Source organism: Pantoea wallisii, assembly GCF_002095485.1.
Taxonomy (GTDB): domain Bacteria; phylum Pseudomonadota; class Gammaproteobacteria; order Enterobacterales; family Enterobacteriaceae; genus Pantoea; species Pantoea wallisii.
The window spans coordinates 1-25,141 of record NZ_MLFS01000018.1; the positions used below are offsets into that span (position 1 = coordinate 1).

The following is a 25,141-nucleotide window of genomic DNA, read 5'->3' on the forward strand; positions in this document are numbered from 1 at the left end:
GCGATAGTTGCCGCGCGCCAGCTTCGCCAGCCAGCCCGGCCGCTCGTCCGCCGGCAGACGATCGAGGATCGCCACGCTGGTCGCCACATCGTACTCCAGGTTGCCCAGCATCACGGTTTTGGCGCTGCTCATGCGTTCAATCATCAGACTTGCCAGCGTGAGAGTATTCGCCAGCAGCAGCCCGCCCAGCACGATAATCAGCAGACGTGACAGCAGCGATCGCGGCCATAGCCTCATTGATGCGCCTCTTTGATCACCACCGTGCTCGCCAGTACGTAACCTTCGCTGCGTACCGTTTTGATGTAGGCCGGTTCACGGGCATCTTCGCGTAACCGCTGGCGCAGCCGGCTAACCAGCAGATCGATCGAGCGTTCAAACAGCTCCGCATCGCGGCCCTGCGTCAGGTTGAGCAGCTGATCGCGATTCAGCACGCGCTGCGGATGGTCAAGAAACACGCGCAGCAGGCGGTACTCTGCGCCACTAAGCGCCACGATCACCCCGTCACTGTCCAGCAGATGGCGCGCGGAGGTATCCAGCTGCCACTCGCCAAAGGCAATGATGCGGCCGGCCTCGGTAATATGTAAATTTGGCGGCAGCGCGCGGGTACGGCGCAGGATCGCTTTGATGCGCGCCAGCAGCTCACGCGCCACAAAGGGTTTGATCAGATAATCGTCCGCGCCCATCTCCAGCCCGAGGATGCGATCGGTCTCTTCGCTGCGCGCGGTAAGCATCAGTACCGGCAGATTCTGCTGGGGATCGCTGCGCAGCTGACGGCACAGCGTCAGACCATCGTCGCCCGGCATCATGATATCCAGCACCACCAGATCCACCTGGCTGCTGCTCAGCACGGCGCGCATCTCGCGGCCATTGGCTGCCCCGGTGGCGCGGTAACCGGACTTCGTCAGATAGTCGGTTATCAGTTCGCGGATATCCCGGTCATCATCCACCACCAGAATGTGATCAACGTGCTCCAAAACAGCCTCCTGTCAGCCACTTATGCAAAAAAGACCGGCACGCGATGGCCGGTCCGGGTCGTGAATTAATTCGCTACAGTGCGGCAGCATCCTCAACGGCCTGCACAAACGCCTGCGGTGCTTCCGCTGGCGGATTGTGCCCGATATTGCCCGTGAAGGTGCGATGCTGATACTTGCCGCTGAACCTGGCGCGGTACGTCTCCGGCGCCGGGTGCGGCGCCCCGTTATTATCCCCTTCGATGGTGATGGTCGGGACGCGAATTGCCGGTAACGTGGCTAATGTTTTCTCATAAGCGGCATATTTTTGCTCGCCTTTTTCCAGACCCAGGCGCCAGCGGTAGTTGCTGATAGTGATCGCCACCTGATCCGGGTTATCTAACGCTTTGGCGCTCTGGTTAAAGGTGGCATCGCTGAATTTCCAGCCTGGCGATGCCTGCTGCCAGATCAGTTTCGCGAAGTCATGCGTATGGGCGGCATACCCCTGCTGACCGCGCTCAGTGGCGAAATAGAACTGATACCACCACTGCTGCTCTGCCTGTGGCGGCAGCGGTTTTTTACCCAGCTGCTGGCTGCTGATCAGATAGCCGCTGACCGACACCAGCGATTTTACCCGTTCCGGCCACAGCGCCGCGACGATGTCCGCCGTGCGTGCGCCCCAGTCAAAGCCGCCCAGCACGGCCTGTTTGATATTGAGCGCATCCATCAGCGCCACGACGTCCGCTGCCATCGCCGAAGGCTGGCCGTTACGCGGCGTCTTATCCGACAGGAAGCGCGTGCTGCCGTAGCCGCGCAGATACGGCACGATCACCCGGTACCCTTTTGCCGCCAGCGCCGGTGCCACCTGCGCATAGCTCTGGATATCGTACGGCCAGCCGTGCAGCAGGATCACCGCCTGACCATCACGCGGGCCGATGTCCACGTAGCCTGTGTTCAGTACGCCCGCGTTGATCTGCTGCACGTGGCTGAAGTCGGCTGCGTAATCGTGTGAGGCCGGGGTGGCGGCAAATGCGGTGCTTGCCGCCGTGAGAACCAGCGTTGCCAGCAGTGTTTGACGTAACAGCGTTTTCATAATTTATCTCCGGGTAATCAGTGCGGTACGATCTGTACGGGCACGTTGAAGGTGACGGTTTTGCTGTCGATGGGTTTATGCGTGGGATCGGCAAGAATAATGGTGACCTTGTGCGGCCCGACAGGCAGACCAACCAGAATCACCGGCTCACCGCTGGTGTCCGCCCAGTGCCACGGGTTGTCATCCACGATGACGTGAATGTGGCCGATGCGCGGCGTGATTTTCAGCGCTTCCGGGCCGAACACCGGCTCGATGCGCAGGTTTTCTGCCCGATACTGGATAAACACCGCGCCCTTACGCAGCGGTCCGGCCAGCGGCGCATCCACAATTAATCGCGCGGGCGGCTGGGGGTGATCCAGTGGCGCTACGGCAGCCGGGCCGAGGACGTCAGCAGCGCTCAGTCGCTCCGCCCAGGCGCAGGTCGCAGAGGCGCTCATCAGTAATGTTGAAATAAACAGTCGGGTTAACATCGCGGTATCTCCATGCATTCGGTTGATGCATACAGAAGACCACGGCAATGTATAGCGGATATGTACAGAATGGCGGGTTATGCAACGACGTGTGTGCTGTGTGGCGGGAGATACAGTGTGATACAAAATGGATGTTTACCACGCCCGGGGGAAATCGAAGAAGCATTTTCACAGGCCCGAAGCGGGTAAATTAACAGGATACGCGGCCCTTCGTCGTTAAAATAATTCGTCCGCCTTAACCCCGCAGGCGGCGAAATGATATGGCTCGCAAAGCGGCACGCGCGAGGGCTTCGCTCGAATCAATTAACGTCATTTCCTGCCAGATTGCGCTGTGTTTTAACAAACTCAACTCTGTGCAAGCCAGAATGATGTGCGTAGCGCCCTGTTGCTTCCAGCTACTTACGGCATCTGCTAACTGCCGCAGTGATAGTGCAGACACGCTTTTTGTTGCTTTTATCTCGTTGATGCAGTGCGTCAGGAGCTGTTGGGTGGATGCAGCCACATTTACAATCCCGGCGTGCTGTTGTGTAAGCGCATCTTGATACAGCCTGCTCTGGTACAACATTTGCGAACCGAGCACAACGACCCGCTTACCCTGAGGTGCAATATGCTCAAGCGTTGCATCAATAATATTAATAACCGGAATAGCTGCGTCTTTGCTCCAGCGCGACCAAAGGAGGTGAGCAGTATTACAGGGCACAACGGCAACCGTTGCACCCGCAGCAGCGAGTTCTGCAATCGTCGCGTGAATCCAGGGAGAAGGATCACGTTCGCCCAGTTGCAAATGACGCCCACGACTGGGGATTTTACTATTATTATCAATAATAAGCCGCGGATACTGCCACTCTTTATCTGCCTGAACCAGGCCATATAGCTGCTGGCAAAAATCAAGTGTTGCCCAGGGTGCTACGCCTACGACACCTAAAACTCCTTCATCTTCCGGCCAACTCACATCGTCATATACAGGTGAGATATTAACCATTTTTTTGCTCAAAGTGATAAAGACGCAATCGGGTTTCAGGATACTTATTGAGCATATGGCCTTCAGGGAACATATTTTCACTCCTGGTTAAGCTGAAACCATGCCGCGCAAATATGTCTTCGTATTGCTCAGCAGTTCGATATGTAGCCGAATACTCTGTTTGCAGATACGCAGAATATCGGTTATTGATTTCGAACCTTTCACCGACCCCCGTACCGTCACGCAATAATATAATACTTTCTGGTTTACTGTAGGTACGCAAGTTTCTTAACAATTGTTCAGCTTGCTCATCATTAAGGTAGATCATCAGGCCGGAAATAAAAATGACATCATAACGCTCTGCGCTACAATAATTCTCGGCAGATGAAAGAATGAAATCCACATTATCGATATTGCGTTTGCTGGCTTCAAGCTTACCAACTTCGATCATCGCAGCTGAAAATTCTACAGCGGTGATTTTTTTTGCGCCCGCATGCTGAAAGCGAAAGGCCCACTGCCCGACACCAGCGCCGAGATCAAGTACCGTTTTCCCTGTCAGGGCTGGCAACCAGGCAAAAACTTTTTGCATCTCTGTGCGGATTTTAATATCGAGGCATTTTGGATCGCTTTCCAGGTTTGCTAAACTTTCAAACGACAATTTATTGTAATTATCCGGCCGACGTTCCCAAAAATCTTTCACTTTTTCTGCATCTAACATTTTATTAACCCTAACCTTAACGATACGTCCAACGCTCATTATCACCAGCAAAATTGACATCACTTTTTGCAATATTCATAATGCGGCTATTGCAGAGGAAATCATAATTAAAGCGTGTAAATTCATTTACCTCTCCGCCAGGAATAGGTAATAAACGCACACCGAGCGGTTTCGTTAACCGCACCGCGAGTGCAGCCGTATCAAGAATAATTGCGGTAATATCTTCAGGCAGCGTCGAACCTGGCACCGGGAGCATATCTAATCCACAACCACAAACAGTTGACCACGCATTCAGAGTATCAATGCTTAATGCGCGACGATTATTTGTGCTCGCCAGGGCATCATCTTCCAGTACTGAGAACATAACGCCATTAAAACCGGTTGCGCGTGCACCACTGATTGCAACTGCACTTTTGATCGCATTCGTGAGAATGCTGGTTATAAAGAGTGACCCCTGACTTCCACCAGGACGCGCGCCAAGATTTTCAACTAACCTGCCGACAGAAATACTGCCATCCGGAAAAGGTGCCAGTGAGGCATCCAGACCGGCATAGTCAAGCCCTGAATCAGACGCCATCTCATGACCGAATGCATCAATTTCGCGTAAGCGCGCGCAGAGTCTAAGAATAAACTGGTCAGCAAAGTCCGCCAGCAGCATTTTACCTTCCCGCACCTGCTCACTCAGTTCTAAAGCAATATCGGTAGTTTCGAGGGCAAAACTAAACTTCAGTGTTTCACCTTCATGCCGGGAAAAAGGAAAAAACGGTGCGTTTGGCGGACAACGCAATGAGGCTCCCAGGCGGAAATTATCAAAGCCATTATTACTGCGATGTGCTACCTGCAACATGAAACGGGCAACGTCATGGCTGGCACGAATATTTATACCCTGCTCATCTGCTACCATCATATTCAGAAACATACGCGGTTGCCTGAAGAGTAAAGCAAACGCGGCATCTAACCGTCCACGGTAATTATCGCCATGCGTTAAATCCAGCGGTAAGCAAAACCAACGAATATCAAGTCTTTCAGCCATCTCATTGAGTGAATTTATTCGTGCTGGCAGCGTATAAATCTCATCCTCATCGCGTTCATTCAACGGTGGCAGGGTTAAACGTAACGTTCGCAGTGGCCAACGACGAGACTGTAGTTTATCAATCACTAACGTGCGAAAGTGCTGTAAACGCGACTCAGAATGCCCGTCGGAAATAGCGGAATAAGGAGTGCCCAGCGTAATAGCCCGTATCATTAACCGTGATCCTCCTGCATCAGACGCCAGTAATCTGCCAGCGTATTGATTTCATTAAATGCATGCTCACCTAAGTCGTGAGCGTAGAGTGCTGTCGTTTTCTGACACGGTAACGTTTGGGCGGCAAACAAATTACCATAACGCAGACATTCCTTATGCCACTGATTAAGGAGTGTCATATCACTGACTTTAAACAGCCCCATAGCCTCAGGATGCTCTGCAGCGCGTATCGGTCCCAGATATGTCTCCGCCACGAGGCCCTGGCGATTTACATCACAATGAATGGAGGTCAGCATGCGATTATGTCGCTGATGAGTCAGTACGAGATTTTCCTCACCGAGATCCATTTCATTGATAAGTTGAGGAGAAAAAAAGATATCTCCCGAGACAACATACGTGGGGCTGTTAACCTGATTCAGGGCCAATCCCAGACTCATTGCATTATTAGTCGTTGCCCAGTTGTCATTGATAACGTAGTTCAGATCAGGGTAGGACTCCATAATCTGTAACGCGCCAAAGCCAATGACTACGGTAATTTTTTTTCCATGAAAGGCATCAATAGCATAATCCAGAATGGTTTTCCGCGTTTTGGGATGGCGAATTAAAACCTTATTTTTACCATCCAGTTGCAGACTTCTGCCGGCTGCCAGAATGATGGCATGTTCAACCATGATAGCCTAACTCCTGCAGCGAAAATTGACATACCGGCATTGGTACAACGAAATCATGCTTTACCGTTTTATAGGGGTAGATGTCATTGATTAACGCGCGCCTCGCCACCTCCTGCCAGTCAAATTGATGATTTTCGCGCAACGATCTTAATGGCACCGAGGCGTAATCAAATCGTACGACCGGCACTCTTTTCAGTCCCAGCCTGAGCGCGACCTCCATACGGTGCTGCCCGTCCAGTACCAGATTATGTTGTAGATCAAGCGCCAGAGGTTTTACCCATACGCCTTCCTGAATAATTTTATCACGCAACCATTCAACGCGGCGTGAACTGAATTTTTCAATATGGCGCAATTTTTGTGGTTCAAAAAATTCTACATTCATTTTAGTGCCTCAAAATTTTCTAATAATAAAATATATTCTTCAACCGCCTGCCGGTAATGGGCCTCTTCGTTGAAAGATCTTGCAAAAAAATCCGTAATGTCTACAGCACGGCAAGGTAAGGAAGAGCGGTGTACAATCCATGGAGCCATGTAATATTGTTGGGTGCTTTTCTGCAAAAATATCTGCCGCAGGCGTCGATCGTTGTCCACCTGTTCCGGAGACACACTCAACAAGCCGACCATTTTCATCCAGCCATCAAATGCGGAGTCGTAATGGGGTACATAGGCAATATTTTTTACTGTCGGTTCAGCTTTACTGGCTTCGACAATACCGCCAGTAAGGCAAGGACTGTAATAACCATGGGTGAGCCAAAAACTCTCACTGCCCATTTCCGCTTGCGCTAACAGCGGCCACACACGTGGATCCAGCAGAACATCCGTTTCGATAATGGTATAGCCATATTCAGGATTATTAAGCGCGCTGACACCTTTTTCAACGGATAATATATTTACATCATTTTTATAATTATTATTGTGCGCTAATTTAATATTAGCTTCAGCATAATTCTCTTCAATCCAGCTTTCTATAACTGATGACTGGTGACCTGTAACCAGTACGATTTCACGCTCGCCGCATTTTAATAGTTCAGTCAGCAACGTATCCAGCACGGTGATTTCACCGACGGGCAGCAAGCATTTAGGGTAATTAATGGTCAGGTGCCCCATTCTTGTTCCCTGACCAGCAACCAGTAATATTGCGGCTCTTTTAGAAGACATTGTTATGAACTCCAGCGGGCATAAGGGTTTTTTCAATGATTTTTACAATCTCACTGCCCGCTCCCTGCCCTGGCATATGAAGTTCATCACGCAAAACTTGCAGTCGCTTATCACGCATGGGATCCTTGCCTGAAACAAGGTTATCTACGAAATTTTTAATTTCTGCGGCTTCATTCGCAACGTCATAAGAGTCATAAATAAATTCAGCACTACTATTAATACCGAGACAGTTTTTATGCGTCAGGAAAAGAATTGGCTTACGTGAAGGTAAATACTCCAGCAAAAACGATCCTGCATCTGCCATCAGTGCATCTGATTGTGAAAAGGCGTAGCGATAATCAGCAGAAAAATCCCACTCCACATGTGATTTGAGATGAGAGCATTCGCGCAGCATTTGCCAGTTATGAGCAGTTTCGCTGTGTGTTCCGCGCTCTTTACGAATATCCAGAAATTGTTTGAAAAGCGGATGTGGCCGAATAATCAAATTAACGTCGTCACGTTTGATGATATCGAGCATGGCCTGTGTGTATATATTAAATGTAGACCACATCTTTTCATCATCAGGCATGACGAAATGCGGTGCCCATAATAGCGTTGGCTTGCCTTTATTGACTCTGGCATCGGCTTGAACGCCAAAGCGTGATGAATAATCATCAAGTTTTGGATGTCCGCTAACATAGACGTGTTGATTGCCATTTTCGCAATATTTAGCAAACTCATCTTTATGCCGCTGAGAGCGAACAAATACCCACCTGGCAACATTTTGGCAGGGAAGATTGTACTGATAAACACGGTTTCTCTCGCCATCACCCATATCTAACCCATAAGGAATATAGGCGACAGAAATATTGCGTTGCTTAAGCGTCAAACTTTGCAGTGCATGGGGCCGTCCATCATCATAAGGATTTTGCAAAAAAACCACATGCGGTTTACGCGCAGTAATCTCATACTCATTATACTCGGTATAGCGGATACCCTTATCATTCAAGAGATCACGCTGTGCAGTGTAATCCGGTGCTTTTACGCCCCGACTGAGATATGGCACCAGAATAATCTGGCAATCAAAATGAGGTTTGGCCTGCATAGCACGATATACCGACTCAAAGTTAGTCCAGCCGGGAGCCCACTGGAAAAAGATATCCACTTTTATCTTTTCTTTACACGGTTGATAGTCTGGCCAGACTATTTCTTCTAATTTTTTAGCGAAAAGAGCCCGGTAATCAACAATTTGGTTTTCAATATCACTTTTATCAGCGGCCTGATAGCCCGCATTGGGAAAGATACCCAACCAGCGGTCACGTCTTATCAAACTATTCCAGCGTACATCTAAAGCCCAGCATTGAGGAACGCCACCAGCCAGTAACCCCTGCAAGCTTTCTGCATAATTATCAATGAGGGTGGCGTAGTAATCACCGTTTACGATGTAAGCGCAAGCGCACCATGCATATTGCGGCTTAACAATAAAGTCCACACTTTTTAACGGTACGACGTTATCATAGTGGGCAGTGAGCAGCGCGACATGCCAGTTGATATGTTGTAAAGAGGAGAGAAATAGATCAATTCTCTTTTTGGTCTGAATATCATCATGGAAAACCATATCGTCTTCCAGAATTAATACATTTTTCCAGCCGTTTTGCTGAGCCATTTGCAGCACGAGAATGTGTGATTTAATACAGCCGATATAGCCTGGCGTTTCTTCAATAGCCTCAAAACGGACAATCTTTTCACGTGGTACGCCAATTGCTTTTAATTGACGAGCGATACGCACCCTGCGATCCTTGCGTTTATTCAGGTTGATATATACAACCTTATCTATTGTCTGCCAGTTTACTGCCATCATCTCCACACTCACCGCACTAAGAAAACTCTCATTTTCAGGACGACGCAATAAAGACGATTCTTAAGGAAAATAAAAAAATTTTTTAGGTTTACTGGCGAAGGATCAGCAGGGTGGCGATCCGGTCCCGGCACCTTGTTCGGGCTGCGGCAGCCTTACAGCATCGACTGCCGCAGCGTATCCAGCCCACCTGTAGACTTTCGCTGCCCGGTGGATAAGGCAAGATGCATCCCGTGCACCTTATCCCACCGGGCCGCCAGAACGCCGGTTATGCAGATTTACGCTGCTCAGCGCGTATACCAGCACCACGCCAAAGCATACCAGCGGCAGACCGTAGGCCACGGCAGTGCTGATGTTGTCCGAAATCAGCCCCATGAAGTAGGGCATAATGGCGCCGCCCACGATCGCCATGATCATAAAAGAGCTGGCCTGTTTCGTGGCATGACCGAGGTTTTTTACCCCCATCGCGAAGATGGTGGGAAACATGGTCGACATAAAGAAGAAGATGGCGATCAGTGCGATAACCGAGACATCGCCTGCACCCAGCATCACTATCGCGCATAACACGATATTGATCAGCGCATAGAGCGCCAGCATGACCGCCGGCTTAACTCTGCCCATCAGCCAGGTGGAAAAGAAGCGGCCGATCATAAAGCTCACCATCCCGATCGAGAGCATATAAGCCGCACTTTGGTTGGTGACACCCTGCCAGTGTTCAGTGGCGTAATTGATAAAGAACGCCCCCACGCCCACCTGCGCGGCCACATAAAAGAACTGCGCAATTACGCCGCCGACAAAGTGCTTCTGCTGCCATAAAGTTGCGCCACGCTGCTGCACATGCTCACTGGCGGCTTCGCGAATATCCGGTAAAGGGGTACGTTTAAATAAAAGCGCAATCGCGATCACCACAAACGCAATAACCACGTAGGTCATTTTCACGCTATTTTGCGCGGCATCACTGCTGGCGTGGGTAAAAAACAGCGTGCCGCCAATCATCGGTCCGACAAATTGCCCCAGGCCATTAAAGGATTGCGCCAGATTCAGCCGCCGCTCAGCGCCGTGCACATCACCCAGTATCGTGGCATAAGGGTTTGCCGCGGTCTCCAGGCAGCCGAGCCCGCATGCCAGAACAAACAGGGCAAACAGAAAGGCCGGGAAGTTATTCATCATGGCCGCCGGCACAAAGAGCAGTGCGCCAATCGCGTATAGCGATAAGCCCGCCAGGATGCCGGCTTTATAACCGTGACGACTCATAAAGTAACCGGCCGGCAGCGCAACGATAAAATAGGCGCCAAAATAGGCCGCCTGTAACAGACCCGATTGCGCTTTGGTGACGTTTAATGTCTCCTGGAAATGTTTATTTAATACATCCAGCAGGCCGTATGAGACGCCCCACATAAAAAATAGCGTGGTAATCAGCATGAACGCCCAGCGCAGGCTGATCGTTCCCCCGACGCCCATATTCTCTGGCGTCTCAACGCGTTGTGTTGACATGGTTATATCCTCGTGGGCTACAGTCGGTCAGTGTGGTTATTGGTCCTGCAAAGAGAATATTTGCTCCATCGCCACCCATTTTTCGCCTGCGGGTGTCCAGGGCGTGGGCTGCTGAAACTGCCACATCAGCGCTTCCCAGCGCTGAATATGCGGATTCTGCGCAGAGGCCTGTGCAAAATCCTGCGGGTTAAACGCGTCATTCACCTCCATCACCATAAAGAGTCGGGTGCCGAGCCGGTAGATCTCCATCCTGACAATACCTTGCTGGCGCAGATGCTCCGCCACTTCCGGCCAGATGCGCTGATGCAGACGCTGGTATTCGGCAATTTTTTCGGGCGCATCGATCAGGTCCAGCGCCAGATAGTGGAACTGCGTGGCACCGCTCATCACAGCGCCCGATCAAGGTGCAGGTAGCCGCCATCCACGCTTAGCCACTCACCGGTGGTATGCGATGCCCGCGATGAGAGTAAAAACACTACGGTGTTAGCAATCTCCTCCGGTGTGGTCATGCGCTGACCGAGCGGGATGCGCCGGGTAATTTTCGCCAGTTCGTGCTGCGGGTCCGCAAAGGTGCTAATCCAGCGTTCATACAGCGGCGTCATCACTTCGGCGGGCACCACGGCATTAACGCGCACGTGGCTGCTGCGTAGCGAGACTGCCCACTCGCGCGTCAGCGCCAGGATGGCACCTTTCGCCGCGCAGTAGCCGCTGGTGCCGCCCTGTCCGCTGAGGGCCGTTTTCGAGGCGATATTCACGATTGCGCCCTGGCTCTGCTCCAGCGCACGCTGGCATAGGTGCGTCATCTGGTAGTAGTGCAGCAGGTTCTTCTCCAGCGAGGCGACAAACGCACTGCGCCCCGCTTCCAGCCCTACGCCATCATTAACGCCGGCGTTGTTTACCAACCCGTCGAGGCGTCCGAACTGCTGATCTACGCGCTCAACCGCCTGCCGGCACTGCTGTTCATCACACAGATCGGCCAGTAAAACCTCCGTTTGCGGCTGCAGCTGGCGCACCTTCGCCAGCCACATCTCATCCGGCTGCGCGTTGGTGACGATCGCCGGAATGGCGCCCTCTTCCGCCAGCAGATGGGTGATGGCGGCGCCAATCCCCGAGCCGCCGCCAGTGACGATCACCACTTTATCCTGCAAAAACAGATTCATTATTCTCTCCTGTCAGGCCATATACCTGTGCCGCCGTGTTACCCCAGATGGCGGCCTGTTCGTCAGCGGACAGCGCACTGACCGCATCATCAATAAGCTGCGCCACCGCGTGGTACTCCGCCGCCAGCAGGCACACTGGCCAGTCCGAGCCAAACATCAGCCGCTGCGGACCAAAGCGCGCCAGCGCTTCCTCGATAAACGGCCGCAGCTGCGCGCTGTGCCAGGATCCGTGCGGCGCTTCGGTAACCAGCCCGGACAGCTTGCACACCACGTGTGGCAGGGCCGCCAGCGCCGCCACCTGTTCGCCCCAGACGCGGGCGCCACGGGCAATGTCCGGCTTACCGAGATGGTCGAGTACCAGCCAGTGACGATCGTGCTGCGCGGCAAACTGTGTCGTCTCCGCCAGATGCCGCCAGGTCACCAGCATCTCCCACACGTAGCGATGCTTCTGGAGCTGCCCGATGCCGCACGCCACGCGCGCCTGCTGTAACCAGGCTGCGGGATCCGCCTCATCCTGTACCAGATGCCGGAAGCCACGCAGCCGCGGATGCCGTAACGCGCTGAGCTGATCCCCCAGATCCGCCGCCGTAACATCGATCCAGCCCACCACCTGCGTATCTGCGTGCTGCTCCGCCCACTGCAACAGCTGGCGGGTTTCTGCCACACACTGCCGCGCCTGCACCGCAATCGAGCCCTGTAGCTGCCTTTGCGCCAGCAGCGGCGCCAGATCGTCCGGCAGATAATCCTGCTGCAGCCGCGTCATCGCCGCGTTAATCCACGGATAGTGCGCCGCCTCGTAGCGCCAGAAGTGTTGATGCGCGTCGATTCGCACCTTAAGCTCCCTGCGCGCGGTAGCGGTATCTCTCCCGGGAGGCCGGGTGCATTTCGATTGAGAAGCCGGGCGCCGTCGGTGGCATATAGGCGGCGCCGCGAATGTCGCACGGATGCAGGAAGTGCTCGTGCAGATGATCGACATACTCGATGACCCGGCCTTCGTGGCTGCCCGCGATACAGATAAAATCGATCATTGAGAGGTGCTGTACGTACTCGCACAGCCCTACGCCGCCCGCATGCGGGCACACCGGCAGCTGATATTTTGCCGCCATCAGCATCACCGCCAGTACCTCATTGACGCCACCCAGACGGCAGGCATCAATCTGCACGACATCAATCGCTTCCCGCATGATTAACTGCTTGAAGATTATCCGGTTCTGGCACATTTCACCGGTCGCTACCTTCACCGGTGCCACGCCGAGGCGGATGGTGCGGTGGCCTTCGATATCATCGGGACTGGTCGGCTCCTCAATAAACCACGGCTTCGCGAAGGCCAGTTTCTGCACCCAGTTCACCGCATCCTTCACTTCCCACACCTGGTTGGCGTCTATCATCAGGTGGCGATCCGGCCCCAGCACCTCACGCGCAATGCGCACGCGGCGAATATCATCTTCAAGGTCACGCCCGACCTTTAGCTTGATGTGGGAGAAACCGGCATCCACGGCCTGCTGACACAGGCGGCGCAGTTTGTCGTCGTCGTAGCCCAGCCAGCCGGCCGAGGTGGTGTAACAGGGATAACCGTGCTGCTCGAGCTGACGGATACGCGCGGCTTTGCCCGCCTGCTGCGCCGTCAGCAACGCCAGCGCCTCCTCCGGTGTGATGCAGTCGGTGAGGTAGCGGAAATCGATGCAGCGCACCAGCGCCTGCGGCGACATATCGGCCACCAGCCGCCACAGCGGCTTCTCTTCCGATTTTGCCCATAGATCCCACACGGCATTGACGACCGCGCCGGTCGCCAGGTGAATCGCCCCTTTATCAGGACCAATCCAGCGCAGCTGGCTGTCGCTGGTTATATCGCGCCAGAACTGCCCCATATCGGCGGTGATGCTCTCCAGCTGACGCCCGACAATCAGATGCTCCAGCGCGCGGATCGCCGCACAGCAGATCTCATTGCCGCGCCCGATGGTAAACGTCAGGCCGTGACCGCTGATCGCTGCATTATCGGTTTCGATAATGACATAGGCGGCGGAGTAGTCCGGGTCCGGGTTCATCGCGTCCGAACCATCAAGGTGTTCGGATGTGGGAAAGCGAATATCTTCCACGCGCAGTGCCGTGAGTCTGGTCATGCTTCGCTGCCCTCAGTGATTTGGCGCTGTTCGCCCAGCCCGGCAATGCCCAGGCGGATAACCTGTCCCGGCCGCAGATAGACCGGCGGTTTCTGCCCCATGCCGACGCCCGGCGGCGTGCCGGTAGAGATGACATCGCCTGGCTGCAGGCTCATAAACCGGCTGAGATAGCTGATGATGTGGGCAACGCTAAAGATCATGGTGCGGGTGTTACCGTTCTGGTAGCGCTTGCCGTCTACCTCCAGCCACAGATCCAGCTGCTGCGGATCGGCTATTTCATCGGCGGTCACCAGCCACGGGCCGATTGGCCCAAAGGTGTCGCAGCCTTTGCCCTTATCCCAGGTGCCGCCGCGCTCAATCTGGTATTCGCGTTCGGAGACATCATTCACCACGCAGTAACCCGCCACGTGTGAAAGCGCATCCTCTTCACGGATGTAGCTGCCACCTTTGCCGATCACCACGCCCAGCTCCACTTCCCAATCGGTTTTCACTGAGCCGCGCGGAATGCGCACCGCATCGTTCGGCCCCACCACCGCGCTGGTCCATTTGCTGAAGACCACCGGTTCTGACGGGATCTCCGCGCCGGTTTCGGCGGCGTGATCGGCGTAATTAAGACCAATGCAGATAAATTTGCCGATGCGCCCGACGCAGGCACCGATGCGCGGCTGGCCGCTGATAACCGGCAGTTCGTTGAGTGACAGCTGGCGCAGCTTATCCAGCGTTGAGGGCAGCAGCGTATCGCCGGCAATGTCATCGATATAGTGCGACAGATCGCGCAGCTCACCCTGTTGATCGACGATGGCCGGGCGCTCTTGCCCTGGCTCGCCCACACGTACTAATTTCATCCTTCACTCCTGTATCAGTTGCTCCAGCCGCCATCAATAATCTGTGCGGTACCGGTGGTATAAGCGCTGGCATCCGAGGCCAGATAGGCAGCCAGGCAGGCGATCTCCTCTGCCGTGCCGATACGGCCAATCGGCTGGCGCGCCACAAAGGCGTCATACACCTCGGCTTCGCTCCGTCCTTCGGCCTGCGCCTGCGCTGCAATACGCTGACGCAGCGACGGCGAATCCACCGTGCCGGGGCAGATCGCGTTGCAGCGAATGCCGTCACGAATGTAATCCGCTGCTACCGAGCGCGTCAGGCCGATCACCGCCGCTTTGGTGGCGCTGTAGGCAAAGCGGTTTGCCACGCCTTTCACGCTTGAAGCCACCGAGGACATATTGATGATTGAGCCGTGCTGCTGCTCCAGCATCGCCGGCAGAAATGCCTGAATCATGTGGAACATCGCGGTGACATTGAGATCAAGCGCAAACTGCCACTCCGCCTCACTGCACTGCAGCAAACTGCCGCTGTGCACCACGCCCGCGCAGTTGAACAGCGCATCCAGCGTGCCGATCTCCTGCGCCGCAGCCTGAATCGCCTGCCGATCGGTAACATCCAGCTGATAAGCACGGATACCAGGTAAATCGTGCAGTGCCGCAGTATTGATATCGCTGGCAATCACCTCTGCGCCCTGCTGCGCAAAATAGCGGGCGCTGGCAAAGCCAATGCCCTGCCCGGCGGCGGTGATCAGCACGCGTTTTCCGTGTAAATTCATTGCATCTCCTCTGGTTCAAAGATCTAATGGTCAGGCCAATAAGAGTGTGTTTTAACTCTGCGAGATGGCAAAATAACGCTGGCTACTTTGTCGCTGACGCATTACGTTTTATTGACAAATACGTAACATTGACAAGCGTTCTGACGTTTTTTTGTGCATCTGGTCACTTAATTTATTCGAACAGGTAGCTGTGCCATGCCGATAAAGAAGATGGAAAACCCCAGGCTTTACAGACAGATAGCTGACCAGCTCATCAAGCTTATCGACAACAATGAATTTCCTCCCGGTAGCCGTCTGCCAGCGGAGCGCGAACTGGCTGAACAGCTTCAGGTGAGTCGCGCTTCGGTACGCGAAGCATTAATCGCGCTGGAGGTGATTGGCTTAGTGGATGTGAAGGTGGGCAATGGGGTGATTGTGAAAGCGCGCCCGAGCAATCCGGAACCGGTAATGACCCAGGCTGGCCGCAATCAGTGGGTGGAAACGGACGATGAGTTAGGCATCAAACTGGACTTCTCCACTGAGCTGCCGCCCTTTTCATTGCTGCAGGCGCGTCGCCTGATTGAGCCGGAAGCCGCCGCACTCGCTGCCGTCCATGCCAGCGAAGAGGAGCTGGCGCTGATCCGCGCCGCCTACCAGCAGAACTGCGAGGATAACCGCGTGCAGTCGCGTACCCATCCTGGCGACCGTTTATTCCATATCCGCATCGCACAGGCGAGCGGTAATCCGGCCTATGGCTTTATCATCGGCCACCTGCTCGGCCATCGCTACGGCAGTATGTTCCGCATGTTGCAGGCGCACTATACGCCGAGCGATATGCCGGGCATTTCAGAGACCGAGCACCTCGCGATTCTCTCCGCGCTGGAGAAGCGCGATGCCAGAGCGGCCAGGGCGGCGATGAAGAAACATATCGATCGGGTGATTGCGACGTTTGAAGGGGTTTGTGAGTGATGTGAACTAAAGCGGGCAGTGTGAAGTAAGCCGTGGTTTATTAGTACGCTTCTCTCATCGCTAATCCGCTTAAGTTCTTTCTGGTGTTGCCGAAGCTCAGACAGCGTTTAATGTCTGATGAACCAGGAGATTTCTTTTGCCTGGCAATAGATGGAGTTCGTAATGATATCAGAACGGGTGGCGAGGCGGGCAATGGAATAGGCACAATCAAAAACTTATTCAATCGCTTCAATTTTAAAATTTTCGGAATAACGTTTACCGTTTATGGCACCTCTCTTTTTGAAGCTGTATTCAATACTGGGTGCAGGTCAGATCAGCTGTAGAGTGGAGGCATGGCCTTATAGAGTCGCCCACGGCGGGGGAACTTGAAATGAATAAAATGATAGCCACGACTTTACTGTGCTTAGTATCTGCGAAGGCGACAGCCGTGCAGGTGACGCTTACTGATGTTGAGCGTGTGGAGAATGGGAGATCTGCCCTATGCGTTTACACAGGGCATGACATAACCTGAACTATTGAGGTTCCAGCAAGCCAGAATTGCAAGGCGGCTATGACCTTTGATACTGATTAGAAAATTTTTAAGGCTTTTTTAGTACTATGATCAGCCATAAACTGTTAAATAATTCTCTTTTAATAATATTTACTGAGCAATAAATACGCGCTCGATCATCAATTCAAAAAAAACCTCTTCTTCATTGACACTAGGTGTAAGCCTTGCGGCTTCTGGTGTTGCAATTTCGTACTCTCTCCAATATGTGATTTACGTGAAAATCAACTCTTGTGAAGTAGAGATTGCTGATTAGAATACTCACTAACATAGTCTGAGAAGTGCATGTAGCCTAGCCTACGCCCTGTTATTGACAGCTTTTGCACTCAGGACTCACACCCTACTTAATAACATGTGAATAAAATTTTTTTAGCTATTTTGCATGTTCATAGACAAGAGCAGGAGTTGTGAGACAATGAAATTAAAAGATTTACGCAAAGACTATCTGAAATGAGGTTTAAAACTTTATGAGGTATCTATGAAAAGAAAAGCTGGAAAGCACGGCCATGCTTCCAGCTTAACCCGCACCAGAAGGTGCTATCAGTACAAGCGTTGTCCGTTGCCGAACTGCCTTACTGACGATCACGTCAAGGTCATTGTAATGGCAGCTTCGGTTCACTGTAAAGTCGCAAAAAGGAAAACCTATGCGATCAAAATCAGTTATCTATGACCGAAACGGCAAGCCTAAGCCCTACCTGATTCCTCTTATTTGGGTTTGCAGGGTAGCGTTAAGTAGCTTGTTCAAGTGGATGTTTGACCGCTACTTGCACTAACAATGTGGGGGCTTATAGCCCCCCTTTTCTGGAGAAAAGTAAATGTCCGAATTCTTAACTAATCTTATTATGAGTTTGGTTACGGGGGGATACATGGGGATAGTTGTATCGAAGGCGGTAGCGTTTTCGAACTTAAAAAAAGAAGCGCTACGTATTATACGGACTATAGATACCCTTGGCCCCAAAGGTAACTACTTTCACAATACAGAAAGAGTAAAAGAACTGCCTCTTTTAAGCTCCGAACTTTTGGGTTTGAAACACCAAGGGGCAGGGAGGGAGCTAATGCGTATCTTCAATGCAGTGAATAAGGAGATTTATACACCTTCAGAAGATCCTTCATTAAGAAGCAAAATTTTAGAAGAATCTCAAGTAACGGTTCGCAAACTCAAGCCCTCTAAGAAACCTTTGTTTAATCCTTTTGACTTAAGTCTGTAAAAAATCAATAGAAGCCATAAAGCCCGTTGGTGGTACTAACAACAAGGCAACGTAGCGACTTCATCAAATGTCCAGAGTGATTACACCTTATCAGGATAACCGTGTACCCTTGCGGGAGCGTGGCTGAATCGCTGGTAGAGCCTGCATTTCGTGTGCAGGTACGTTTACCACCTTTAACCTGTTTAAGGGCTGTACTTCGCCTCACATCGGGCTTAAATGCGTATGATCAAACTGTTCTTGGGAGATGTTTAAAGACGTATGCAGAGTATTCTGGCTTCAAGTTGATAGTGCTTGTTTGAGCCTGGTAACTACAAGCCGTCACATGCTGACATCCCAATTGCCACTGTTAACCATGACGGCAACATTTGGTCAGAAAACCCCTGATAAAACGTAGTCAAAACAGACCTGATAAATTAGTCTAGTTTGATGATTTTAAAGGATTTTTCAGAGTGGTGCCGGAGACAGGAGTCGAACCTGCGACCTTCGCATTACGAATGCGCTGCTCTACCAACTGAGCTACACCGGCATTGAGGCGGGAACTGCGGGGAGTAACATAAAAAAATCGTGCGGCTGAGTCAAGCCAGTGCGGATTAAGTGCTGTGTTTTTCAGCACTTCCGGTGGCATTGCGCCTGTGTGGCAGCAAAAAAAAAGGCGAGGCCGCAGCCTCGCCAAAAACGTGCTGGCCTCAATCGTAATAAGGAAGCTTACGATCGACACCGTTGATATTGACCAGCACAAAGCCCGAAGGGGCCGTTTTATTGGTTGGCGTACCTGCCGCCGTCGCGACGGTAAGTACGCCTTTCTCATTGGCACCAATGCCCGCGACACCATTGTGCATGCCAAAGCGTGCGGCGGGTTTCAACGTGCCCATTTTGGTGGTATCGGTCACCACCGAAAAATCGGTCTGGAACAGCGAGCAGGAACCCGCCTCGAACCGCGTCGGACCGGTGGTTTTCAGGTTAATCAGCGTATCGCCACTGTTGGCGCGCAGTTTCACCCATACCACCGCATACGTGGTACCCACCCGGCTGTAGCGCATATCCAGTACTGCGGGTTGCCCCATGTGGTAGGCATCTGCCCAGACGGTCTCCAGCCGCTGCAGGTTGATAAAGGTTCTGCCCGTCCCCGCCACGTTGACCGGCGAAGCTGCCGTACCGGTTGGCTGCGTCGCATCAGCTTTACCAATCAGCTCCATCACCCACTGCTGATTCGCCACCGGGAAGAACAGCTGCCCCAGGCGATACCAGTTGTCGGTATCGGTATTATTGGTAACCTTATGCCCGCTGTAGTAACCCGCGCGGAATGAACCGGTGATCAGCGTACCGTGATGCTCTTCACGGCGGTAACCGTAATCAAAGGTTGAGAGCCAGCGCGTGCCAGCCAGATCGTTGGAGATCCTGGCCCCCGACTGCAGGCCGATCTGGCGCATGATAACGCGCGCGTTATTGAGGTTGAGCGGCGTACCGCAATCCTCAATGTTCAGCGTATCGATGCTCCAGGCCCCATCAGAGAGATCGCCCGGATTACGCGTATGCTCAATCCAGACGTTGCGGATAATCCCCTGTGTGGTGCGGGGAATATAGAGCGTGGCATCGCCGTAACCGGTCTGGAAGTTACAGTTACAGATCTCAATCGCGGTGGAGTGGTCCCACTTACCGTTCGGCGAGTTTGACCAGCCAATATCAAACACGCGCCCGTAGGTCCACAGGGTATAAATTTGCTCAAACTTACTGTCGAGGGTATCCAGCGCTTTGATCACGGTGCCGCCGCTATTTTGCGCGCGGAAACAGTAGATATTTAACGTGGTGCCTTCGATGCAGGTGTTTTCGAAGAAGGGCTGCGCGTTGGTGCAGAGATCGGGGGTAATGGTATTTTTGTTGGTGGTGACGTCGGCGGACGACTGACCGTGCCAGGTGATGCCTTTGATCGCGGTACGACGCGCCTTCACCTTGAATACCGTATCGGCACTCTTGTTGGAGATAATAGTCGTGCGCGGCAGCGAACCCAGATCCACATCATCCCCCTGTAAGCCGAAGAAGGCGATTTCAGTGGCGCTGATATCGATGGGGTTAATCAGGAACTTGCCCCCCGGGAAGCGTACCGGCAGGTCGCGAATGTTGCCGCTGTAGTTTTGCGTCCACGCCAGCATGCGGGTGAATGCGTCGGTATCATTGGCGTAACCGTCACCTTTAGCACCGAAGTGGTACACGTTGAGATCTGCGGGATCGTTAATGACACGTTTCCAGTAGAACCCGTTCCCGACCGCCAGCGTACCGCCGTCATCGGCTGCCGTGGTGGAGCCGATAAAACCGGTAAAATCACCGCCGCCGCGGAAGTTGGAGTCCGCGTTATAGCGGCGTAAAAACGCCAGGTCGCCGTTTTTAGCAGGTGCAGTGGTACGCAGTTCAGCGAAAGAGTTAACTTCGATCATTTTAGCCTCCTCGGCCTTTCAGGTTTGCAATACAAAGCGAGAGAACAGCGTTACCGCGCCGGCTGGCTGCAGTGCTGGTCCCAGAGGTCGTTGTGGTTGTTAATGGCGCGCACGGTACGAATGTCCATGCGTTCGGCGTCATTGCCGTGGGTGTAAATCGGGGAGAAAAGCGTACAGGCAGAGTCGATAACGACAGGTGCCTCAGGGTTGGTGATATTTGGACCGCTGCAGCTTGTCACGAGCGGCAGCATCATCAAGATTACTGTTGCTGGTTTCCACACGTTTGGCCTCCTCACGCAGCTGCTGCTGCTGCTGATTAACCGCTACCGCCTGGGCCGCGGTCTTCTCGGCGTTTACGCGATCGGCTCTGGCCTGCTGCTGCACCTTGCCAATCTTTTTGCCGCCAAAATAGCTGGCCGCCAGCGCGGCAAGCACCCCGCCGATAGCTGCCAGCCAGTGCCAGCTGCCGCCGAGCAGTGAAAGAAGAAAGCTCATGGTTTTGCCTCCAGCACTTTTTTCTGTTCAGCAAGGCTTTTCTGCCGGACAAACTGCGCCAGCACGCCCATCGCCACCATAAAGGCGCCGATCATGCCGAGGTAGTTATGCGGCAGAATATCTTTGACGTCCTGGGGCAGCGCGGTCCATGCATCCAGCGCCGATGAGGGGAACGACTGTACCCAGGCGCTGAGCATCGATCCCAGCGAAGCCAGCCACACTGACCAGGTTCTGAATAACAGCCGCGCATGTTTAACAAACTCCAGTGTGGTAAAGCGCTGCAGCAGCAGTACCAGGATGATTGCTGCCAGCACGGCGATAATGAACAGCAGCCATTTCATGTTCATAACAGCCCCCGATAGATGTCGTAGGTGCCGCTGCGCATCGCTTCCGCATGGCGCCGCGCGCGTCCGGCGGTCTGCTTCGCCCACAGGCTATCCAGCATAGCGTTGGCGGCCGCATCATAATCACCCTGCGTGACGGCGGTCAGCATGCTGCGGAACATAGCCAGACCATCAACACCCATCTGGTACGCCATGCTGATCAGCACATCACAGCGCGCCTCGTTGCATTTACTCAGTGCCAGCCGGACCAGCTCCCGCTGGTTCATCTCCTGCACTTTTTTTTCCACGATGCACTGCTTCCACACATCGCCGACGCGGCGTGGCACCTGAAAGATGTAATTACTGAGTGAAGCGCCCTTCGGCCCGATGCGAATACCGCCCGCAACGGTAGGAAATCCCTGGGTATCCAGGTAAGGCGCTTCGCGATACCCCTCTTCAAAATTCAGAATGGCAATAATCTGGCTCATATCCTTACTCCTTTAACGGGCGAAACTGTCTGAAAATGGCGGCGTAAATAACCCAAACACTTAAAGCCCCCTGATCGTTCCCGCATCGGGCGTCACGCCAGCAAAGCGCAACGCTCAAGCAAGATTAAACAGTGAGCAGAAATGAAACGTTCCGTTCAGAACTGGGGGAGTGATAAAGAGGATTTAGCGCACGGCGTACAGATGAACGTGGGGCAAACAGCAGTTATCGAAACTTGCGCTCTCTGCGTCAACCCGGGTGGGTGCCAGTACAGCGCGGTCCACGCGTGAGCGGATTTCTCGCTGACAGATGCGCTCGGCGGTGCGCAGATTTACGTCGTCACACTCAATACCTAATGCGTTATCAATGCTGCGCTTCAGGCGGCTGAGCGACTGGCGTCGCCGGTGGCGACGGGTGCGTGCATTCCCTGTGAAGACTGACTTGCCATATTGAATAATCGCCATAACTCCTCCTGTGAATGAGTTTTTGGCGATGGGGTGGCGAACGCGGCGTTCCGGCAAGGGCCGAAGCATCCGTGGTGCCACTGAAATCACTCGCAATCGGCTCGCCCGGCCGTTAAATAACGGCCAGGAGAAAGCAGAGAGAAATGAAGGCAGAGGACAACTGATGACGCTGCAAGATGCGTTTCCACCCCATCCCAAAATCCACTGACTTTGGGTGGGTTGTCTCGCGCTTGTGCAGCGCCTCAATTGTTTAAGAGCGGGCTCATCCATGAGCAGTGATGTTGTCCATCCATGGTCAAATTATTAACAGGTTCTAATGCATTGGCAAACACCAATGGTTAATTTTTTATTTACCATCAGTTAAATTTATGATTTCAGCTAAATTATTTTTTTGACTGCCTGTCGCATTTCGCGGTCAGCCAAGAATCTGGTAATCGCGTGCCTGGCTCATGATGACACGTGCAATCACCTGCAGTGATGCCGCTTCGTCCAGCGTCAGATACCAGGTTTCATAACGCTTGTTGTCGGAGATCACCGCCACCTTCTTATGCTGGAGCTGCAGCCGCTTAAGGTAGAGCTGGTTATCCAGAGTAAACAGGTAGATACCGTCACCGTCGAAGCAGTGTACGCTGATATCGACAAACAGCTGATCGCGCGGCGCAAAGGTGCCCGCCATGGAGTCGCTGTTGAGCGCAATTAAGCGAATATTTTTTGCCGGCCGGCCGTTAAACAGCACGCGCGCCTCATCCAGACCATATTCAATCGCCTGAATGGTCTCCACCAGTTCGTCGCGCGCAGCAATGCCGTGGGCGCTGCGCTGCCCAATATCCAGGCTCTCCACGCGGAACATGTGCTGGGGATCGACCAACGGTTGCTGGCCGAGCGCCGCATCCGGTTTCTCCATCCCGAACTGCAACCACTCTACGCGTACATCTAACAGCTGGCTGAGCGCCAGCAAGTTGTTATCATCCGGAATTGATTGGGCGTTAAACCACTTCCACACCCCCGGCGTTGAAATCCTGCATCCCCTTTTCTGCAGTGCCTGTGCAACCTGTTTGTTCCGTCCATGTCCGACAATTCCCGCGCTATCGCATGCGGCAATCAGCCTGGCAGTAAAAGCTTGTCTCGTACTCTCTTTTTTAACCATCAGTTAATAGTCTGCCATCAGTAAAAGACTGAATGTTATTTTCGTTTTTGCTACCAGTTCATTTTATATTACCGCCAGTTTACTACCCAACCGCTTTTATCAATAAAGCTGGACGATCATTATCCTCTTCGGTCTGGTGGAAACCAGTATTGAATACCTGACAGCTTGTTCTGACAGGGGTTTTCAGGATTGTTCTGTAGCGTCGGGCCGCACGCCTACAGGAAAAAATGGGTGAAAAGCGGCATACGCGCCATTAATGACAGTAATAAATCAAAAAGCTCTGGAAATAAGTGGATCGAAAGCCAAAAAATGGGCATCGCTGACGATGCCCATTGTTATGCGGGAGAGAAAATTAACGGCGCAGCGTATCGTCGCCCCAGCCAATCCATTTATAGGTGGTGAGCGCTTCCAGCCCCATCGGCCCGCGCGCGTGCAGTTTTTGCGTGCTGACCGCGACCTCAGCGCCCAGACCAAACTGGCCGCCGTCGGTGAAGCGCGTGCTGGCGTTAACGTATACCGCGGAGGAATCAACCTGGTTTACAAAGCGGTTTGCGTTGCGGATGCTGCGCGTCAGAATGCCATCCGAGTGCTGCGTGCCGTGCTCGCGGATATGCGTGATGGCTTCATCGATATCCGCCACCAGCTTGACGTTGAGATCGTTCGACAGCCACTCGTCGTTGTAATTCTCCGCCTGCACCGCCACCACGCTGGCAGGCCCGTTTTGCAGCAGCGCCAGTATATTGGCGTCGGCATGCAGGGGAATATTTTCCTGTGCCATGCGTTGCAGGAAAGCCGGGATGAAACGATCCGCCTGATCGCGATGGATCAGCAGCGTCTCCAGCGAATTACAGGCGCTCGGCCGCTGCTTTTTGGCGTTAACGATCACCTCCAGTGCCGCTTCGGTCTCCATGGTTTCATCCAGATAGAGATGGCATACGCCGATACCGCCGGTGATCACCGGGATAGTTGAATTTTCACGGCACAGCTTGTGCAGCCCCGCGCCGCCGCGTGGGATCAGCATATCGACATAGCGATCCAGCTTCAGCAGCTGATTAACCAGTTCACGATCCGGATTCTCAATCGCCTGTACTGCGCCCGCCGGTAAGCCATGTTTCGCCAGCGCGTTCTGGATGACGCCTACCGTCGCCGCATTGGTGCGCCAGGTCTCTTTACCGCCGCGCAGAATCGCTGCGTTGCCGGTTTTCAGGCACAGCGAGGCAATATCCACGGTGACATTTGGCCGCGCTTCATAAATCACGCCAATCACGCCCAACGGCACCCGACGCCGCTCGATGCGCAGGCCGCTATCCAGCATCCCGCCGTCAATGAGCTGACCGACCGGATCGGCCAGGCGACACACCTGGCGCACATCATTCGCAATACCTTCAAGGCGCTGTGGCGTTAGCGTCAGGCGATCAAGCAGCGCAACGCTCATGCTATTCTGGCGCGCATCGGCCAGATCCTGCTCATTGGCGGCAAGGATCGCCGCGCTCTCTGCTTCCAGCTGCTCAGCGATAGTCAGCAGGACCTGATTTTTTTGTTCGGTAGAGAGCTCCGCCAGTTTGTACGACGCAGCACGCGCCGCTTTCCCCATCTCTTCTAACATTATCTGC

At 53.3% G+C, this 25,141-nt stretch carries 26 protein-coding genes, 1 tRNA gene and 1 pseudogene; 2 read left to right on the top strand and 26 right to left on the bottom strand.

The genetic code is table 11. From position 1 onward, the window contains the following. The 18 genes and pseudogenes from HA48_RS08550 to HA48_RS08635 all read right to left on the bottom strand — a co-directional run. Positions 1-237: pseudogene (locus HA48_RS08550) on the bottom strand (two-component sensor histidine kinase); the annotation flags it as partial. Next, positions 234-974, bottom strand: coding sequence for a response regulator (locus HA48_RS08555; protein ID WP_128600638.1), 741 nt, complete (start codon positions 972-974; stop codon positions 234-236). The gene HA48_RS08555 and the pseudogene HA48_RS08550, both read right to left, overlap by 4 nt. Before the next feature lie 73 nt (positions 975-1,047). Then, positions 1,048-2,043, bottom strand: a complete 996-nt coding sequence (locus tag HA48_RS08560) for an alpha/beta fold hydrolase (RefSeq protein WP_128600639.1) — start codon at positions 2,041-2,043, stop codon at positions 1,048-1,050. Between the two features lie 17 nt (positions 2,044-2,060). Beyond that, positions 2,061-2,513 carry a DUF6130 family protein gene (locus tag HA48_RS08565; protein WP_128600640.1) on the bottom strand — a complete coding sequence of 151 codons (453 nt, stop codon included), beginning with the start codon at positions 2,511-2,513 and terminating at the stop codon, positions 2,061-2,063. Between the two features lie 235 nt (positions 2,514-2,748). Then, positions 2,749-3,495, bottom strand: coding sequence for an aspartate/glutamate racemase family protein (locus HA48_RS08570; RefSeq protein WP_128600641.1), 747 nt, complete (start codon positions 3,493-3,495; stop codon positions 2,749-2,751). Then, positions 3,488-4,192 carry a class I SAM-dependent methyltransferase gene (locus HA48_RS08575; protein ID WP_158086963.1) on the bottom strand — a complete coding sequence of 235 codons (705 nt, stop codon included), beginning with the start codon at positions 4,190-4,192 and terminating at the stop codon, positions 3,488-3,490. The genes HA48_RS08570 and HA48_RS08575 overlap by 8 nt, the downstream gene beginning before the upstream one ends. Positions 4,193-4,208: 16 nt before the next feature. Continuing rightward, positions 4,209-5,438 (bottom strand): DUF711 family protein, encoded by a 1,230-nt coding sequence (locus HA48_RS08580; protein ID WP_128600643.1) that lies wholly within the window; start codon positions 5,436-5,438, stop codon positions 4,209-4,211. Next, the gene (locus HA48_RS08585; protein ID WP_128600644.1) at positions 5,438-6,109 is read right to left on the bottom strand and encodes an NTP transferase domain-containing protein; all 672 of its coding nucleotides are present in this window, start codon (positions 6,107-6,109) and stop codon (positions 5,438-5,440) included. Before HA48_RS08585 ends, HA48_RS08580 begins: the two co-directional genes overlap by 1 nt. Continuing rightward, the gene (locus HA48_RS08590; RefSeq protein WP_128600645.1) at positions 6,102-6,491 is read right to left on the bottom strand and encodes a ParB N-terminal domain-containing protein; all 390 of its coding nucleotides are present in this window, start codon (positions 6,489-6,491) and stop codon (positions 6,102-6,104) included. Before HA48_RS08590 ends, HA48_RS08585 begins: the two co-directional genes overlap by 8 nt. Continuing rightward, positions 6,488-7,267: an NTP transferase domain-containing protein gene (locus tag HA48_RS08595; protein WP_128600646.1), complete on the bottom strand. Its 780-nt coding sequence runs from the start codon at positions 7,265-7,267 to the stop codon at positions 6,488-6,490. The genes HA48_RS08590 and HA48_RS08595 overlap by 4 nt, the downstream gene beginning before the upstream one ends. Continuing rightward, positions 7,257-9,107, bottom strand: a complete 1,851-nt coding sequence (locus HA48_RS08600; RefSeq protein WP_128600705.1) for a glycosyltransferase family 25 protein — start codon at positions 9,105-9,107, stop codon at positions 7,257-7,259. Before HA48_RS08600 ends, HA48_RS08595 begins: the two co-directional genes overlap by 11 nt. Positions 9,108-9,344: 237 nt before the next feature. Further along, positions 9,345-10,598, bottom strand: a complete 1,254-nt coding sequence (gene fucP, locus HA48_RS08605; protein WP_128600647.1) for an L-fucose:H+ symporter permease — start codon at positions 10,596-10,598, stop codon at positions 9,345-9,347. A 36-nt stretch (positions 10,599-10,634) separates the two neighbouring features. Then, positions 10,635-10,985 (bottom strand): L-rhamnose mutarotase, encoded by a 351-nt coding sequence (locus HA48_RS08610; protein WP_128600648.1) that lies wholly within the window; start codon positions 10,983-10,985, stop codon positions 10,635-10,637. Continuing rightward, positions 10,985-11,758: an L-fucose dehydrogenase gene (locus HA48_RS08615; RefSeq protein ID WP_128600649.1), complete on the bottom strand. Its 774-nt coding sequence runs from the start codon at positions 11,756-11,758 to the stop codon at positions 10,985-10,987. Before HA48_RS08615 ends, HA48_RS08610 begins: the two co-directional genes overlap by 1 nt. After that, the gene (locus tag HA48_RS08620) at positions 11,736-12,590 is read right to left on the bottom strand and encodes an amidohydrolase family protein (protein ID WP_128600650.1); all 855 of its coding nucleotides are present in this window, start codon (positions 12,588-12,590) and stop codon (positions 11,736-11,738) included. The genes HA48_RS08615 and HA48_RS08620 overlap by 23 nt, the downstream gene beginning before the upstream one ends. Before the next feature lies 1 nt (position 12,591). Next, positions 12,592-13,878 (bottom strand): L-fuconate dehydratase, encoded by a 1,287-nt coding sequence (locus tag HA48_RS08625; protein ID WP_128600651.1) that lies wholly within the window; start codon positions 13,876-13,878, stop codon positions 12,592-12,594. Continuing rightward, positions 13,875-14,723 carry a fumarylacetoacetate hydrolase family protein gene (locus HA48_RS08630; RefSeq protein WP_128600652.1) on the bottom strand — a complete coding sequence of 283 codons (849 nt, stop codon included), beginning with the start codon at positions 14,721-14,723 and terminating at the stop codon, positions 13,875-13,877. Before HA48_RS08630 ends, HA48_RS08625 begins: the two co-directional genes overlap by 4 nt. A 14-nt stretch (positions 14,724-14,737) precedes the next feature. Continuing rightward, positions 14,738-15,478: an SDR family oxidoreductase gene (locus tag HA48_RS08635; RefSeq protein WP_128600653.1), complete on the bottom strand. Its 741-nt coding sequence runs from the start codon at positions 15,476-15,478 to the stop codon at positions 14,738-14,740. 195 nt (positions 15,479-15,673) lie between these two features. On the opposite strand from HA48_RS08635, the gene HA48_RS08640 reads away from it, so the two are divergent. Together HA48_RS08640 and HA48_RS08650 are read left to right on the top strand one after the other, a co-directional pair. Further along, positions 15,674-16,426 carry a FadR/GntR family transcriptional regulator gene (locus HA48_RS08640; RefSeq protein ID WP_128600654.1) on the top strand — a complete coding sequence of 251 codons (753 nt, stop codon included), beginning with the start codon at positions 15,674-15,676 and terminating at the stop codon, positions 16,424-16,426. 1,362 nt (positions 16,427-17,788) lie between these two features. Further along, complete coding sequence (locus HA48_RS08650) at positions 17,789-18,181, top strand: hypothetical protein (protein WP_128600656.1); 393 nt, start codon at positions 17,789-17,791, stop codon at positions 18,179-18,181. 450 nt (positions 18,182-18,631) lie between these two features. Here HA48_RS08650 and HA48_RS08655 read toward each other — a convergent pair. The 8 genes from HA48_RS08655 to proA form a co-directional block, all read right to left on the bottom strand. Beyond that, positions 18,632-18,707: transfer RNA gene (locus HA48_RS08655), tRNA-Thr, on the bottom strand. Positions 18,708-18,867: 160 nt separating this feature from the next. Then, positions 18,868-20,613 carry an amylovoran biosynthesis protein AmsF gene (locus tag HA48_RS08660; protein ID WP_128600657.1) on the bottom strand — a complete coding sequence of 582 codons (1,746 nt, stop codon included), beginning with the start codon at positions 20,611-20,613 and terminating at the stop codon, positions 18,868-18,870. Between the two features lie 201 nt (positions 20,614-20,814). Further along, a complete protein-coding gene (locus tag HA48_RS08670; protein WP_128600659.1) occupies positions 20,815-21,108 on the bottom strand; it encodes a hypothetical protein in 294 nt (97 codons plus the stop codon). Further along, a complete protein-coding gene (locus tag HA48_RS08675; protein ID WP_208613120.1) occupies positions 21,105-21,449 on the bottom strand; it encodes a DUF7940 domain-containing protein in 345 nt (114 codons plus the stop codon). The genes HA48_RS08670 and HA48_RS08675 overlap by 4 nt, the downstream gene beginning before the upstream one ends. Before the next feature lie 2 nt (positions 21,450-21,451). After that, a complete protein-coding gene (locus HA48_RS08680; RefSeq protein WP_128600661.1) occupies positions 21,452-21,919 on the bottom strand; it encodes a glycoside hydrolase family protein in 468 nt (155 codons plus the stop codon). Positions 21,920-22,102: 183 nt separating this feature from the next. Beyond that, the gene (locus HA48_RS08685; RefSeq protein WP_128600662.1) at positions 22,103-22,381 is read right to left on the bottom strand and encodes a transcriptional antitermination N peptide; all 279 of its coding nucleotides are present in this window, start codon (positions 22,379-22,381) and stop codon (positions 22,103-22,105) included. Positions 22,382-22,796: 415 nt separating this feature from the next. Beyond that, on the bottom strand, positions 22,797-23,528 hold the full coding sequence (locus HA48_RS08690) for a S24 family peptidase (protein WP_128600663.1): 732 nt from the start codon (positions 23,526-23,528) through the stop codon (positions 22,797-22,799). A gap of 352 nt (positions 23,529-23,880) precedes the next feature. Then, positions 23,881-25,134, bottom strand: coding sequence for a glutamate-5-semialdehyde dehydrogenase (proA, locus tag HA48_RS08695; protein WP_128600664.1), 1,254 nt, complete (start codon positions 25,132-25,134; stop codon positions 23,881-23,883). Between the last annotated feature and the right edge of the window lie 7 nt (positions 25,135-25,141).